Origin of the sequence: Aquimarina mytili (assembly GCF_016735115.1) — a bacterium.
GTDB lineage: Bacteria > Bacteroidota > Bacteroidia > Flavobacteriales > Flavobacteriaceae > Aquimarina > Aquimarina mytili.
Window position 1 is genome coordinate 362,081 of sequence record NZ_JAERQJ010000004.1, and the last position, 14,698, is coordinate 376,778.

14 protein-coding genes are annotated in these 14,698 nt (G+C 34.2%); all 14 read right to left on the reverse strand.

The window, feature by feature from the left end; all coding sequences use genetic code 11:
* Positions 1-6 precede the first annotated feature (6 nt).
* The gene (locus JJQ60_RS12895) at positions 7-1,503 is read right to left on the reverse strand and encodes a S10 family peptidase (RefSeq protein ID WP_201920554.1); all 1,497 of its coding nucleotides are present in this window, start codon (positions 1,501-1,503) and stop codon (positions 7-9) included.
* 24 nt (positions 1,504-1,527) lie between these two features.
* Entirely contained in the window at positions 1,528-2,901 is a 1,374-nt protein-coding gene (locus JJQ60_RS12900; protein ID WP_201920557.1) for an amidohydrolase family protein, read from the reverse strand.
* A gap of 56 nt (positions 2,902-2,957) precedes the next feature.
* Positions 2,958-6,266, reverse strand: coding sequence for an amidohydrolase family protein (locus JJQ60_RS12905; protein WP_201920559.1), 3,309 nt, complete (start codon positions 6,264-6,266; stop codon positions 2,958-2,960).
* A gap of 70 nt (positions 6,267-6,336) precedes the next feature.
* Positions 6,337-6,915 carry a YdeI/OmpD-associated family protein gene (locus JJQ60_RS12910; RefSeq protein ID WP_201920561.1) on the reverse strand — a complete coding sequence of 193 codons (579 nt, stop codon included), beginning with the start codon at positions 6,913-6,915 and terminating at the stop codon, positions 6,337-6,339.
* A complete protein-coding gene (locus JJQ60_RS12915) occupies positions 6,908-8,176 on the reverse strand; it encodes an alpha/beta hydrolase (protein ID WP_201920564.1) in 1,269 nt (422 codons plus the stop codon). Before JJQ60_RS12915 ends, JJQ60_RS12910 begins: the two co-directional genes overlap by 8 nt.
* A 395-nt stretch (positions 8,177-8,571) precedes the next feature.
* Positions 8,572-8,964: a hypothetical protein gene (locus JJQ60_RS12920; RefSeq protein WP_201920567.1), complete on the reverse strand. Its 393-nt coding sequence runs from the start codon at positions 8,962-8,964 to the stop codon at positions 8,572-8,574.
* Positions 8,965-9,086: 122 nt separating this feature from the next.
* A complete protein-coding gene (locus JJQ60_RS12925) occupies positions 9,087-9,623 on the reverse strand; it encodes a hypothetical protein (RefSeq protein ID WP_201920570.1) in 537 nt (178 codons plus the stop codon).
* A 72-nt stretch (positions 9,624-9,695) separates the two neighbouring features.
* Entirely contained in the window at positions 9,696-10,214 is a 519-nt protein-coding gene (locus JJQ60_RS12930) for a GNAT family N-acetyltransferase (RefSeq protein WP_201920573.1), read from the reverse strand.
* Positions 10,215-10,343: 129 nt separating this feature from the next.
* Positions 10,344-10,718, reverse strand: a complete 375-nt coding sequence (locus tag JJQ60_RS12935) for a superinfection immunity protein (RefSeq protein WP_201920576.1) — start codon at positions 10,716-10,718, stop codon at positions 10,344-10,346.
* 173 nt (positions 10,719-10,891) lie between these two features.
* The gene (locus JJQ60_RS12940; RefSeq protein WP_201920578.1) at positions 10,892-11,359 is read right to left on the reverse strand and encodes a nuclear transport factor 2 family protein; all 468 of its coding nucleotides are present in this window, start codon (positions 11,357-11,359) and stop codon (positions 10,892-10,894) included.
* Positions 11,360-11,369: 10 nt separating this feature from the next.
* Entirely contained in the window at positions 11,370-11,906 is a 537-nt protein-coding gene (locus tag JJQ60_RS12945; RefSeq protein ID WP_201920581.1) for a GNAT family N-acetyltransferase, read from the reverse strand.
* Between the two features lie 34 nt (positions 11,907-11,940).
* Positions 11,941-12,861, reverse strand: coding sequence for a hypothetical protein (locus JJQ60_RS12950; protein ID WP_201920584.1), 921 nt, complete (start codon positions 12,859-12,861; stop codon positions 11,941-11,943).
* Positions 12,858-13,760, reverse strand: a complete 903-nt coding sequence (locus JJQ60_RS12955; RefSeq protein ID WP_201920588.1) for an aminoglycoside phosphotransferase family protein — start codon at positions 13,758-13,760, stop codon at positions 12,858-12,860. The genes JJQ60_RS12950 and JJQ60_RS12955 overlap by 4 nt, the downstream gene beginning before the upstream one ends.
* A 4-nt stretch (positions 13,761-13,764) precedes the next feature.
* Positions 13,765-14,691, reverse strand: a complete 927-nt coding sequence (locus JJQ60_RS12960) for a carbon-nitrogen hydrolase family protein (RefSeq protein WP_201920592.1) — start codon at positions 14,689-14,691, stop codon at positions 13,765-13,767.
* Positions 14,692-14,698: the final 7 nt, after the last annotated feature.

Genomic DNA, 14,698 nt, shown 5'->3' on the forward strand with positions numbered 1-14,698 from the left:
TTTTGATTAATATTTCGATCCTTTATTAATATTTGCAGAGGACTTGGCAATAAACACTCTTATATCTTCATTGGCCTGGATTAGATCTTCATTTCTGAGATACATCATATGACCACTGCGATATCCTTTAAAACTTAATCTATCCGATAATTTTCCGTTAGCATTGAGTTGCCACATTACATATTTAGCATTAAAATAAGTAGTGGCACCATCATAATATCCGGATTGGATCATAGTGTGCAAATTAGCATTCATTGCCATTGCACTTCTAAGGTTTTCTCCAGTAAAATTATCTTTCTTTCTATCCCATGGTTTTACTGGCCCAAACATGTTGTATTTAATATCGGTCTTAAATTTCAATTCTTGGCTATAATAATAATTGATTGCAGGAGTAAATGCGTGAAGCCATGAAGTTAACTCACTATTATAATCAGGAGTATCTCCTGCTTCTTTTATATCCATCCCTTTGTAACGAGAATCTAAACGTCCTATAGTATAACCATCTTTATTTCGTAAAAGGTCCTTCCAAAAATATGATTTAGGAACTTCCAGGTTATGTTGACGAATTGTTTTTTTTGATAGCCCAGAATAATAAGCCATTTTAGTAATGATCTCTTCTTTTTTTGAAGCCTCCAAGTACCCGCTTTTTATAGTAGCTGGCAGTATCGTATTGATTGTATATTCTTCTACTTCGGGTAAAATTTCTAATAAATCCTTATTCTGAAGTTCTGCAGGTAGCATTTTATGGTACCAGGCTGCAGCGGTAAAATATGGTAATCTATTAGCGACTTCTACAGGTCCGGCAAATTTGAAGCCTATCTCTGTTGGTGAAACTAAAATGACTCCGTTGAGGTACATCCAATGTTGATTTTGAAGCTCCAGGGCCAGACCTGATACGCGAGTTGTCCCGTAGCTTTCTCCAATAAGATATTTGGGTGATCTCCATCGATTATTACGAGTCACAAAAGTATTAATCCAGCTTGCAAGATATTTTACATCTTCGTTTACACCAAAGAATAACTTTTTTTCGGGCATTTTGCCATCTTCTCCGGGAATCATCCTTGAGTATCCAGTATTTACAGGATTTACATAAACAATGTCTACTACATCCAAAACCGAGTTGGGATTTGTTTTGATCCCATAAGGTTGGACTGGAAAACCTTCATCATCAATTTTAAGAATTCTTGGACCAGTATATGCAATGTGCATCCATACAGATGCTGATCCTGGTCCACCGTTAAATGATATTAATAATGGACGATTTTCATCATTTTTAATGTCGGTTCTTTTGTAATAGGTATATGATAAAGAGGCAATGGGTTTTCTTTCCTTATTCCAAACAGGTTGAAAACCAACAATAGCCTTATAAGATATAGTCTTTCCTTTTATGATAGTAGTGTGATTCGTTGTAATAGTTGTATCAATAGGAATCTCTACTTTTTGGGCTTCAGCGATAAGCGGAAAAATTGCAAATACAATTAGTAAAGGATATATTTTTTTCATTAGTAAAAGATAATGAATTATAGATTATTTTTTAATAGCATTTTGGGCAATAGTGGCCAATAGTTTATCAATATCTTTTTTTGATAGCCATGTCCCTCTAACCATAACACCAGAAACTTGTTTTAGAGCTTTGATATTTTCAATAGGGTTTGCATCTAGAAGTATTAAATCAGCATCCAAACCAACTTTTATCTGTCCGAAAACATTTTCTTTCCCCAGAAATATAGCAGGATTTATAGTTCCAGATTGGAGTATTGCCAAAGGAGATAAACCGGCTCTAATCATTCCATCAATTTCATGATGAATAGAGAATCCTGGGACATTAAATAATTGTGGAGCATCTGATCCTAAAAGGATTCTGTTTCCTGTATCATTTAATTTTTTGAGTAGCTTTCTTCTAATAGTATTAAATTGATTCCATTGATCTTCATTGAAGTCAGGATTATCTGTGGTGTATTGCCTTTTCCTTTGTTTCCAATTTTGAAGGGTAGAAGCGGGCATATATTTCATCTCAGGATCCTTTAATAACTCATCTGTCGATACTGGCGCAAACCATCTTTCAAATAAACTTTGGGTAGGAACAATCCATACTTTATTGTCATTAGCCAATTGTACTAATTCGTCGATTTTTGACTCTTCTGCTAAGGGAGCAAAATTATATCCAAAGAAACCATTATCATTAGGATTTACTTTTGCTGATTCAGGAACTAAACCCTCAAGAAAACCATCAATATGATCAATTGAAGCATATTGACTCTGCAACGCATTTTTGATCCCTACATCAACCGGAACATGTCCAGAAAAGGTAATTCCTACCTCATTCGCTGTTTTTACAACCTGACGAAACACTTCTAGTTTAATTCCGGGATGGATTTTTAAAAAATCATATCCTTCTTTTTGATACGCTGTTACCTTAGCTTTTGCTTCTTCTTTGGTCTTTACTGAGTTTCCATTTAATGACGGGCTTGATGTAAAAATCCTGGGGCTGAGTATTTGATTATTAATGGCTTTCTCTTTAAGGGCCAAATGACTTGGGTGGCCTAACATCCCTCTAATCGTTGTTATCCCATTGGATATATACAAGAATAAAACCTCTTCAATACGTTTTTGCCCGGTTGATGGTTGCGGAATATGGGCATGCATTTCAGACAGTCCCGGCATGAGATATTTTCCTTCAGCATTAATTACGGCAGCATATGCATCAGCATTTTTGACTACATCTGAAATATTTTTGATCTTTCCTGAATCTATTACTATTTGTTGTTTCCTGGATATAGTTCCGTCGACCACATTGATAATATTTACATCTGTAATTAGGATAGCAGTTTTACTATCCTTTTTTTGGGGTTGAGCGCAGGCAGCAATACATGTTAATAGTAAGAAAAGATATTTTTTCATCAGTAAAACATTTTAATTAGATCTCAACGATTTAAGAATTCATATGTTCTGCGAATTTAATTATGTCCTAAATGGCATCCACATCCCGGTCGCATAAAGCTTTGAGATTCTTGATGCCATGGAAAAGCCTGGCTATATTTGTTATTCTCCCACCAAAATTTTGATCGTTTCTTGGAGGTGTTACCAATTTCGTTCATGGTATTGGTGTCATATAACCTCCCATTCACCATAGTATATTTTACAGTTTCAGTATTTCTAATATTTTCCAATGGATTTTTATCTAAAACGATCAAGTCTGCAAGTTTTCCTTCTTTTAGAGAGCCAATATCATTTCCTGCACCGATGTATTGTGCTCCATTTATAGTGGCAGCTTGTAAAGCCTGGAGATTTGTCATGCCTCCTTGTTGTAACATCCATAGTTCCCAATGTGCACCAAGACCTTGCAATTGGCCATGTGCGCCAAGATTAACTTTAACCCCTTGGTCTGTTAATGCTTTACAAGTTTTTGATACCAAAATATGTCCATTTTCATATTCTTCATAGGGTACCATTGTTCTATGTCTTGATCTCGCATCTACAATTGATCTAGGAGTATACTTGAGAAGTTTTTCGTTTTCCCAAACATTATCTTTTTGGTAGAAATAATATTCACCATTCATTCCGCCATAATTAACAATTAGCGTTGGGGTATAACCGGTTTTGCTAGTTTTCCATAATTCGTTTACATCTTTGTAGACAGGAGCGACTGGGATATTATGTTCTATACCGGTATGTCCATCCATAATCATAGACATGTTATGATAAAAAGTAGATCCTCCTTCGGGGACTACATTAATTTGAAGTTCTCTGGCAGCCTGGATTACTTGCTGACGTTGATCTCTACGAGGTTGATTATAACTTTTTACGGATTTTGCATCAAAAGCTTTCGTTCGTCTAATTGATGATCTGGCATCTTCTAATTTATTCACTACAGCTTTAAAATCGCCATCAGCTCCATATAAAATTATTCCGGTAGAGTAGAGGCGCGGGCCAACCATTTCGCCATTTTTAATCATTTCAGACATGGTAAAGATAGATTCGGTATTGGCCGAAGGATCATGCGCAGTAGTCACACCAAAAGCTAAGTTTGCATATAATTGCCAGTGTTTCTGAGTTGTTAATCCATATCTAAATCCTCCAATATGTGCATGAGCATCAACAATACCTGGCATGATTGTTTTTCCTTTGGAGTCGTATATTTTTGCATCTGAAGGAACAGATATTTCTGAAGCGCTACCTATTTTTTCTATACGATTATCTTTAATAATTATAGTTCCATCTTCGATGATTTGATCACCTTCCATAGTGATAATTCTGGCATTCGTAAAAGCAATTCTACCTTTTGGTTTATCAGTTTTTACTGAGAGATTAATTTTTGTTCCGGTTGCTGTTACTTCTCCAACTTTTTCAGGAGAATTTGGTAGAAATGTAAACCTATCTTTGATGTCATTTGTGAAATATTCATCCCCGAGTGTCCAGAATATTTTTTTACTATCTCTTGACCAATGCAAATTGATACCGGCATCTTTTGAGATTTGCGAAACAGGAACTGTTTTAGAAGAATTGTCAAGATCAATCTCTTTTCCGTTTAAAACTAAAGGTGCAATAAAGGCTTTATGTAAATTGGTAAAAGCAATCCATTTATTATCAGGACTAGGAACTAAGCGATTCGCATATTTAGAGGTAACATGAGTCTTTTTGTCTTTACCATTAAGATTTACAGACATTAGTTTTTTGGTCAACGCTCCAAAATACGTACCTCCGGTTTGATAAAAGATACGTTTTCCATCTTTAGAAAACATAGGATATTCTCCTTCACCAATTACAAGTTTATGATCTGCACCTGTAGCAGACATGGTATAGATTCCTGTCTTTTTAGTAAAGCTTAATCCCTGGTCACTATTTCCGTTTTCTTTTCTATATGTGACAAGGTTTCCAGATGTATTGTAGGTTGGGGTTCTATAGATCCCTTTTTCGGTAGTTAGTTTTGTTGGTGTTCCTCCGGTTACAGGTAATTTACAAACTGATCCTAGATCTTCATCATTCCAAGTAACATATACTATATTTTGTCCGTCTGGAGAAAAACTAGGTTCAAATTCGAAATGTGAAGACTGGGTAGTAAGTCGTTGAGGTGTTCCTTTAGGCAAAGATGTTTTCCATAGATGGCCTAGAGCGCTAAAAACAACTGTCTTTCCATCAGGAGAAGTAACAGCATTACGAATTACTTTGGCTACAAAACTATCTGGAGCAACAGGAGAATCGAAATGTAAGGTTTCGGCAATTTTAATAGTGGCATCCACCGTAAACGGAATGTTAGTTACGGTTTTGCTTTCAATATCAATTGTATTGATTTTTCCGCCAGACCAAAAAACAATTTTTTTATCTCCTGATACCCAACTAAAATTAGGATACACGCCAAAAATAGCCCAAGCTTCTTGTTGATCTTTATTTAGTTGATCATAGATTGGCCATTCTTCACCCGTTTCAAGGTCATGTATATACAACACAGACTTAGTTCTTACGCGTTTTATAAAAGCCAATTTTTTACCATCTCTAGATACTTGCGGTCGTGCAGCTCCTCCTGGTCCTCCGGTTACTGTTGTCGTTTTACCAGTTTCAAATTCATATCTTTTGATGGCATAAATCTGTTTATTTGGATCTTTATTGTACTGAAAAGCGCCACCAGGATACATATCTTCGCTATAATACATGTATTTACCATCAGCTGAAATATTAGGTTCGTTGACATCTTGTTGATCGTTCTTCCTTTTCGTTAATTGCAGTCCTGTTCCTCCTGTGATATGATATTGCCACATTTCTCCGGCTCCTAACGAGCGTTGCGATGTAAAGTGTTTTCTAGCTACCAGATAATGACCATCTGGCATCCAGGTTGCATTATTGAGTAACCTGAATTTTTCTTTTGTAATTTGCTTGACATTACTACCATCAGTATTCATCACCCAGATATTATCACCCCCACCAGCATCACTGGTAAAAGAAATCTTTGTTCCGTCTGGGCTAAAACGAGGTTGTACTTCGAATGGAATACCTGTACGTAATGCTTTTGCTTTTCCTCCAGAAATTGGTATACTGTAAATATCTCCAAGAAGATCAAAGACAATTGTTTTTCCGTCTGGACTAACATCGAGATTCATCCATGTACCTTCATCGGTAGAGAATTTATGATCTTTATAGTTAAATTCGCCTTTTGGATTAGAAACTTCCCATTTTTCTTCCTCTTTTTTATCCTTTTTACTTTTTTGTGCTTGTGTAGTGCTACCAATAAATAATAATAGTAGCAAAGATGTAATAATGTATTTGTGCATGTTGAGTAATTTATGTGGATCGAAAATAAGGATTTCCAGCAAAAATTATCTTAAAGCGGTGTTAAGTCAGCTACCCCCAATTGCCACGTGTTTTTTGATTAGCTTCGCAATATTTGATAATTTCAATAATTCTTTTGTCTCGTGTTTCTTGACGTTTGGCATGATTTAACCAGTACAAGTAGCTTTTTCTATATCCTGGTGCAAAATTTTGGTAGTTTTCAAATGCTTTTGTGCTTAGGTCAAATGCCTTTTTTAGATCTTCGGGTATAACGCCATTTTCGACATCATCGAGTGCTGCCCATGAACCGTTCTTCTTTGCAGTTTGTATAGAGGCTAGGCCACTTTTATGCATGAGATTATTTTTGATAAGATCTTTAACATAGGATTTATTAAGCTTACTCCATACGCTTTTGGGTTTACGACGGCAGAAATATTGTCTACGGCGTTCTTCATCTAGTCTTTTTACCGTAGAATCAATCCATCCATAGCAAAGGGCGACTTTTACGGCTTCTTCCCATCTCATACTGGGTTTTTTACTTTCTACTTTGTACAAAATCAGATATACTCCATCAGAACTCTCATGATTATCGTGTAACCATGCTCGCCATTCTTGATCATTTTTAAAATAAAGTTCAGGTTTGTTAGTCATCTTTTAACTCAGCCAACTTAGATTCTATATATGCCATATGTTCTTCATAATGTGTCATATGATCACTATCAAACTGCTTTGCTACTTTTAGAGCTTTTTGTTGTATTGCTAATGCTTCTTTAAAATTGTTATTGGCTTCTAGAGCAGAAGCTAAAATACTTAAAGCCTCAGGTGATTTTGGACGATATGCAGCCAGACGACGGTATACATCAATAGATTCTGTAAATCGTTTTTGTCTAAGAAGTCTATTGGCTATTGCCTGAAGACTGTTTCCGCTATTCCATCGTTCTGCAACAGGAAGGATTGTATAACCGTATTCTTGAGATAGGTTTTGGTAATATGCATCAATATTGGCTAAGGTATTTTGTGTTGATTTTTCGAAAACACTATAATCCGGATTCCATTTTTCTTTTGGGAAAAAGGTTTCCATTGCAGAAATAAATGCCGGAAGAACAACACCATAATGACTTTCATTTACAAATGTTTCAGCCTTTAGTTTTGAGTTTTCTGACCGAAGAGCAGATAATTGTTTTTTTAATTTTTTAGCATTATTCCCTATTTCGGGATCAGAAATGATATCTGCATCTGCACATGCTATATATAAATTTGCTTTACGGTTAGGATTTGCTTTTATACTTTCTGAAATAGCCTCTATAAATGTTGTATCAGGAGTATATCCCATTGCTAAAATATTACCGGCTGCAATAGCAACATGAGCTTGAAATAAATCAGGAGTTTTACAAAACGCATGCATTGCAAATGTAGCCGTAAGGGAGGTGCCGATGACCATTCTGTAATCAGCAGTTCGGTAGTGTTTTGAGAGGTATACGAATAATTCTTCTTTTAAAAATTTTGTAAAAACATCTGGATCTCCATCAAAAGGCATTTGTTTCCAGCTCTTAGACCAAAAACTACTCTTGTTTGTATATACTTTTGGGGCATAAAATTTTTCAAAACTATTTGGGAAGCTCACCACTATTGCTTCTGGCATACTACTTACAGAACTAAGGTGCTTTACCATGCCAGTAACTTGATAGAAGAATTCGTTTTCTAATAAAATAATTAGAGGGTAGGTATGTAAATCGGAAGCTTTGTTGTATGTGTCAGGCAGATAAACATTGAGGGCAACATCTTGTTGTAAAGCATTTGAACTAAGCGTATGCTGATCTATATAAGCTAGCGGTGTCGATTTAGTTTGCGCATGGGTTTTTATAGATAATAGTACTATAAAGCAAGCCCATAGTAAAGTACAAGGTTTCATTGGTAGCGGTTGATGATTGTGTTTTCGTCCCCTAAAATATAGTATATCTGTTAATTAGCCTTAAAAATTTTCTTAAATGTTACGGTAAAAGTGTAAAAAAATGAATGGTTTGCGTTTTTAAACAGTGTTATAATAGAGGTTTACAGTGTTTTTAATAAAAGTATAACAGTGTATTGTTCTTTTTGAGATTTGAGAGCAATTGTATCATGTTTTGTAATCAGGTTTATTATTTCTTTGTTTCTTTCCTTTAGTGTTTATTGAACTTTACATTAAGATTTAGTATTTCACCAATACCAATGTAGCATCATCTTTAATTCTATAATTAAACATGGTTCCGGTTGTAGCTTCACGACTTCTTTCATAAAACAAAAAATCTTCATTGGTTGGTAGTCTTTTTAATTCCAGCTAAAATCTGGGTGAACAAAAAAATCTTCATCTCTCCATTGACCGTTATCATATTCGTATTGAATTTCTATATTATAAATTATATTCTTTGTATCGAAGTAATGAATAAAGTCCAGTACAATTTTCTTTGCCTCAATATCACCGTTATCGTTACCTGCAGAAACTAGATAATCTCCATTATTATATCCTTGAAAATATATTTCGAAGCCCGTTGGATCATTAAAATCTATAGCCAGATTATTCCCATCATCACCTAATACCATTTTATAGTTGTTTTTCGAAATGTTATATTCATCAAGAAATGGGCGAATCAATTTTGAAAGATTTTCAGATGTAGTTCTTATGATAGTTCCAGAAATACTTATGTTATTTGTTTGTTTCATGCTAACTGCTAATGGTTCAGAGACAAGTATTGATTCATTCGTAAGTACTTATGTATGTATGTATTGCTAAGTATGTTACCATTTATACATGTAACACTCATGGGATAATGCCTCTTTTTTATTTATTCATATTCTTTTCCGAATACTAAAATACTTGAAATTTCACCCCATGAGTAATCACTGTTATCATTAGACTCTTCGACATCAGAACTGATTACCAAACTATCTTCGCAAAAGCTATCGTAGGCATAAACAATTGAACAAATATCAAAGTTGTACCATCTTGATCCTATTGATGAGGTGACTCCTAAACCTCTATGAGGATCTTGTAAAACTTTAGTACCTAATCTTCTTAAATCTGAGACAAAAAATTTTATTGTGTTTTTAGTTAGTATTAGCTCATCCTCTGCAGACATTTTTTGAAAATCAGGAAAAGGTTCAGGCTCAGTGAGATTATTCCAATTGGTGTCAAATTCTACGGGTTCAGAATCTAAAGAATCTTTGAATATTTTTAATAGAAGTTCTGCTGTTGGCTTTTCAGTGCTATGTAACTCAACTTGATACAATAGTTTTCTGTAATATTCTTCTTCGGGAACAATATTTTCAATTTGTCCCTGTACTATACCTTTTAGTTCGTTTAAAAAATCGTTGTATTTCATACACGTATAAAAATACACATATTTCTATTTGGACTAGTTTTTGAATACATTATAAAAACATGTATGTACTATTTATTGAATAGTAAGATCAATTTCAAATAAACAAGCAGGTGCGGTTTGATAGTGATCTGGTAGCCCTCGAGTATCTTCTAAGTCAAACATACCAAGAAAAGTAAAACCAGATTTTGTGTAATGATGTATTAATCCTTTGTTATCGCCTAATGTATCTAAACGTATAAAATCTTTTTGATGTTCGTTTGCATATTTTTTTGCCCACTCTACAATTATCCCTACAAAATTATTCCCTCGAAAATTTGGATTAGTGGCTATGCGATGTATATAGACTGCGGCATCATTGTTTTTTTCTTGCCAAATTTGTTCATCGCTAAACGTGGTAGCCCATACACATGCTATTTTATTATCAATAATTAATTTCCACTGACGATTTTCGGTAATTTCTGTTTCAATAAGAGTTCTTTCAAATTCTGGCCAAACTACAACAGTTTTCTTGGCTTTTTGATAGTCTGAAGCTATTTTGTACAAGCGAAATATTTCGTCGATATCATTAATCGTACAGTTTTTAATATTCATGATGAGTTGTATATTTTATATAGCAAAAGTCAATGATATATTTCGATTCTAAAACCCAAAACTTGCTAATATTCTTTGATGATGCACAAAAATGTAAATGTTTATCCTTCTAAAAAAGATGCGTTGCGATTAACTATTTTTTAGAATCGTACTTTTTTGTTGGTTGAACTCGTCTTGTGTGATTGCCCCTTCATCCAAAAGTTTTTTTAGTTTGGTTAGTTTATCAATACCATCCTCTTTTGGTGCCTTAGAAGGTTGTTGGTTTACAATAATTCTTGCAGGTTTACTATCGCTAGATAAGCTCCACACCAGTGATACAACCCACCCGATAAGACTCCAGCCTAAAAAGAAATTTAGAGCGATAATAGCTACTAAATTCTTTTTCATTCGAAGCAGCGCTATTATTGATGGAATAAAGTAAAAACAAACACCTACAATAAGCATGATTACTAAAACAGTATCTTGTTCTGATAATTTTGAGCTAGATTGAAATAATAAAAACATAAATAATTCTTAGTGCGTTAATGGTTACTCATAATGACATAAAAGTAGAAGTGGGGTGTGACTTTTATGTATTGTCGCACTAAACTACCAAAATTCTTTTTTATTTCTTATATGAGGTATTACAAATTTTAAAAACTTATATGTGGTTTTAGTTCCTAAAGGTATAAGAAAGTTTATTTTATTTTACCATCATGAAACCCTGCTCTTTTCCAAGTATTTTCTTCTTTAATCCAAATATTGGTAACTCTATATTCATTTTGTGTACGATTTCCATTACTGGTACTGGAAGTGCTTATTTTGGCACTTACAATAGCCATATCATCATATAATTGCATTTCTCTTTCTTTCATCTCATAACTATGGACTACCAGATTTCCCGATTCTATTTCTTTTTTTCTTTTGGACAAATATGAAATCCAGGTATTTTTATCAATAGGTTTTGAGGTGCTATTGGTGTGCATGTAATTCTCAGTAATCATAGCTGATAGTATTTCTACATTTCCTTGTTTAAAAGCGAGATTAAATTCCTGTATTTTTTTCCAAAGGGTGTTTTCTTCAGTATGTTGTGCTACTATGCTAGTAATAGTAAAAAGTGAAACAAAAATTAAGCTAACAACTCGAATACTATTATGTTTTGTCATGATTTTATTTTTAGGTGTTGCAATGTTGTCTCTTGTGTATAGTAAATATGATATTGTCTTCATTATCAGTATCTATTCTTTCGTGTATATGATCAAAATGGAATTTCTGTAAAAGACGTTTAGAGGGTTCATTGTTTTTATGAGTATAGGCCTCAATCCGTTCTAGTGCTAATTTGCCAAAACCATAATCTAGAATGCTTTGTATGGCTTCGCTCATGATACCATTTCCTTGATGTTTTGGGTGTAAATCATATCCAATTTCTGCGATTTTTCGATCTTCAGAGAAGTTCCATAAACAAATAGTACCAATTAACACTGGATTATCTTTTATAGTAATTCCCCAAAATATCCAGTCACCTTTATGCACCCCATTCTTGATTTTAGTAATAAAATGTATAGCGTCTTCTAGGGTATCTGTCTTAGGTCGCTTAACAAATTGATTAACTGTTTGATCAGATCTCAAGAAGCGAATTGCCTCACTATCTGTTTCTTCTAAAGATCTTAATGTTAATCTTTTTGTTTCTATTACAGGTGAACTAATAAGCATTGTTGTATTTTTCTTAAAAATGAAGAAGATATGATTAATCAAACTTTTTATCCAGCCAGTGTATTATATTTAAGAGTAATTTATAATTTTCTTTGGCGTCATCTCTATTCATTCCAACTTTTATCTTCTTTGGTCCTGCCAATTGTGTGGTAAACATTGCGGCTTCTCCAAAGACTACGATTCTACCTTTTCCAAATTTTGCATACGCTCCCTGAGACCATCCTTTTAGATTATATGTAGGTGTATTCTTATCAAACACCCACGCTGTATCCGGAAGCCTGTTTACATACCTTTGATCAAAAACTAAAATAGGTTTTGCATGAGTAGGTATTTTAATGGCTTGTCCTGTAAATGTGGCAACTTGCGCGACAATTTCGTTACTATTTCTTCCTTTAGTGATAGGGCTTTCAACAAGATTACCACCTTTTAGACTAAAATATGCTGGTCCTTTGGCTAGAGTATCCATAGCAAAACCATTGGTGAATTTAAAGTCAAAAGCTCCAGCTAATTCTTTGGCTGCACCACCCATTGGCATGTGATCGGCAATAAGAAATAGACTACCTCCTTCGGTTACCCATTGTTTGATTGTCTCAATCTCTAACTTTGTAAAAGCCGAAGAAACCGGGACATACCAATTTTCAACATTAGTTTTGTGTAAGGCATTAGAAATTACAAGAATCTTTCCTTTAGCTAATTTTTCTTTTTCGAAAGCGCCAGTATATTCCCGTACAACATATCCGTCACTTTCTAGAACATTAGAGAATCCTTTATATCTTCCATTTTTTGTATGGAAATTATAATGGCCTTCATCTATAAATACTACCGGGCCTTTTCCCAATTTATATTCGGGGTTTGGTAGTTTAGGTTTATAATCTTGATCCGAAATTTGTTGAGAATAGATCGGATTTAGAATAGTAATCAAAAGACAGAAAAATGTGTAGATGGTATTGTTCATGAGTTTTTAATTTTTACTTCATCTTGGTTGAGGTTCTTTAAAATACTTCCACCTATTTTATAATGTTTTTGGTTTCCATTTAATCCAGAGGCTAGAAAAAATGTCCCAAAAAATATACTCCATCCTTTGGCCCGAGATACTAATGCCTGTGAGGGGTTATATGTTTTTATAACGGTGTTTCTTGCAGATGAAGTATGAAATAGCATCCATGTACTTGATAAATCAGTTGCTGGATCACCAGATGCAATATCTCCCCAATCAATGATCGCTTGTATTTTGTTATTGTCAATAATTACATTGCAAGGATGTAGATCGCCGTGTATCCAACAATCTTGTTTATGCGTATCGGTATCAAGAGCTTTTTCCCAAATTTGTTCTATTTCTTTTGTCAATAGGTTTGTTTTTGATTTTGAAAAAGACATCCACGATTCAACATCCTTTTTTCTGTTAATCAAAGGGATACCTCTTAAAGGATTTTTTGGAGCATTTTTTGGAGAAGGGGTATGCAGTTTCTTTAAGAATTGGGCAAAAATAAATGCTTGATCATTATCTATATATTCTTCATCAGCTGTTTGTCCTTTATACCACGGAGTTATACTCCAATGCCAGGGATAATTTTTATCGGGCTTTCCAACCCTATAAGGTTTAGGGACCTGGATTGGAAGTTCTTCTGCTATTATTGGTAACCATTTTTGTTCATTTTCAAGAAGTTGTGCGGCTACTTTTCTTCTAGGTAGCCTAACAATATATTCTGCTCCAAGAGTAAATAGTGTATTATCCCAACCACTATTTAAGTATGCTAATGGTAGGTGTGAAAGATCTGGGTGTTGAGACTCTATTAGCAATTTTGCTAATTCTTTATCAATGTTTATTTCTGCTTCTGGCGTTTTAGGTTTCAATTTTTTATTCTTTTTCTGCTCTTATTTCGGGTTGATCTTTTACGGTTAAATGAAAAATATCATTACGCGCATAGTGACCAATTACATCAAAATCTAATTTGCTATGGTTGATTTCATCAAGATCTAATTCTGCAATTAAAACTCCCGCCTCTCCAAATAAGGGACCGGCAATTACTTTTCCCAGAGGGGAAACAATAATACTACCTCCAGGACAAATATCTTCAGGTTCGTTTTCTACCAAAGATTGATATTCTTGTGGGTACATTGATTTGGTATAGTATTGATTACATCCTAAAACAAAACAACGTCCTTCTAGTGCAATATGCTTCATCGTTGCCGTCCATTGTTCTCTAGAATCTGCAGTTGGTGCAATATAAATTTCAACTCCTTTTTGATACATAGACATCCTTGCCAGAGGCATATAATTTTCCCAACAAATAAGGCCACCTAATTTTCCAATTTTTGTTTTAAAAGATACAAGTGATTCTCCGTAAGCTTCGCCCCAAATAATTCGTTCTGTACCTGTAGGTTTTATTTTTCTATGCACTCCTAGTAGCCCTTCTGTTGGAGAAATATAAAGCATTGAGCAATACAAACTACCATTTGTGTCTTGTTTTTCGGTAGCTCCTATTACCAAATAAATAGCGTACAATTTTGATACTTCTTCTAGTATCTTTAGATCTTTACTCTGAAGATCTATACTATTTTTGTAATATTCAGAATATAATTTTCTTCCTTCATCAGTTCTGCTTCCTACTTTTGCTCCAAAAGAAAATCCTCTGGGATATCCAGGGATAAAAGACTCCGGGAAAACCAAAAGTTCGCAACCTTGCTTGGCATATTTTATAGTAAGGTTTACTATTTTTTCGATGGTCTTTTTTTTGTCAAAAAATATTGGGCTGTCCTGAACAATACCTACTTTTACTTTCACGGGATTA

Coding starts and splice junctions, on each gene's coding strand:
- JJQ60_RS12905 (WP_201920559.1), bottom strand. CDS start 6,266: ATGCACAAATACATTATTACATCTTTGCTACTATTATTATTTATTGGT.
- JJQ60_RS12940 (WP_201920578.1), bottom strand. CDS start 11,359: ATGACAAAACATAATAGTATTCGAGTTGTTAGCTTAATTTTTGTTTCA.
- JJQ60_RS12925 (WP_201920570.1), bottom strand. CDS start 9,623: ATGAAATACAACGATTTTTTAAACGAACTAAAAGGTATAGTACAGGGA.
- JJQ60_RS12935 (WP_201920576.1), bottom strand. CDS start 10,718: ATGTTTTTATTATTTCAATCTAGCTCAAAATTATCAGAACAAGATACT.
- JJQ60_RS12900 (WP_201920557.1), bottom strand. CDS start 2,901: ATGAAAAAATATCTTTTCTTACTATTAACATGTATTGCTGCCTGCGCT.
- JJQ60_RS12945 (WP_201920581.1), bottom strand. CDS start 11,906: ATGCTTATTAGTTCACCTGTAATAGAAACAAAAAGATTAACATTAAGA.
- JJQ60_RS12950 (WP_201920584.1), bottom strand. CDS start 12,861: ATGAACAATACCATCTACACATTTTTCTGTCTTTTGATTACTATTCTA.
- JJQ60_RS12930 (WP_201920573.1), bottom strand. CDS start 10,214: ATGAATATTAAAAACTGTACGATTAATGATATCGACGAAATATTTCGC.
- JJQ60_RS12910 (WP_201920561.1), bottom strand. CDS start 6,915: ATGACTAACAAACCTGAACTTTATTTTAAAAATGATCAAGAATGGCGA.
- JJQ60_RS12915 (WP_201920564.1), bottom strand. CDS start 8,176: ATGAAACCTTGTACTTTACTATGGGCTTGCTTTATAGTACTATTATCT.
- JJQ60_RS12920 (WP_201920567.1), bottom strand. CDS start 8,964: ATGAAACAAACAAATAACATAAGTATTTCTGGAACTATCATAAGAACT.
- JJQ60_RS12895 (WP_201920554.1), bottom strand. CDS start 1,503: ATGAAAAAAATATATCCTTTACTAATTGTATTTGCAATTTTTCCGCTT.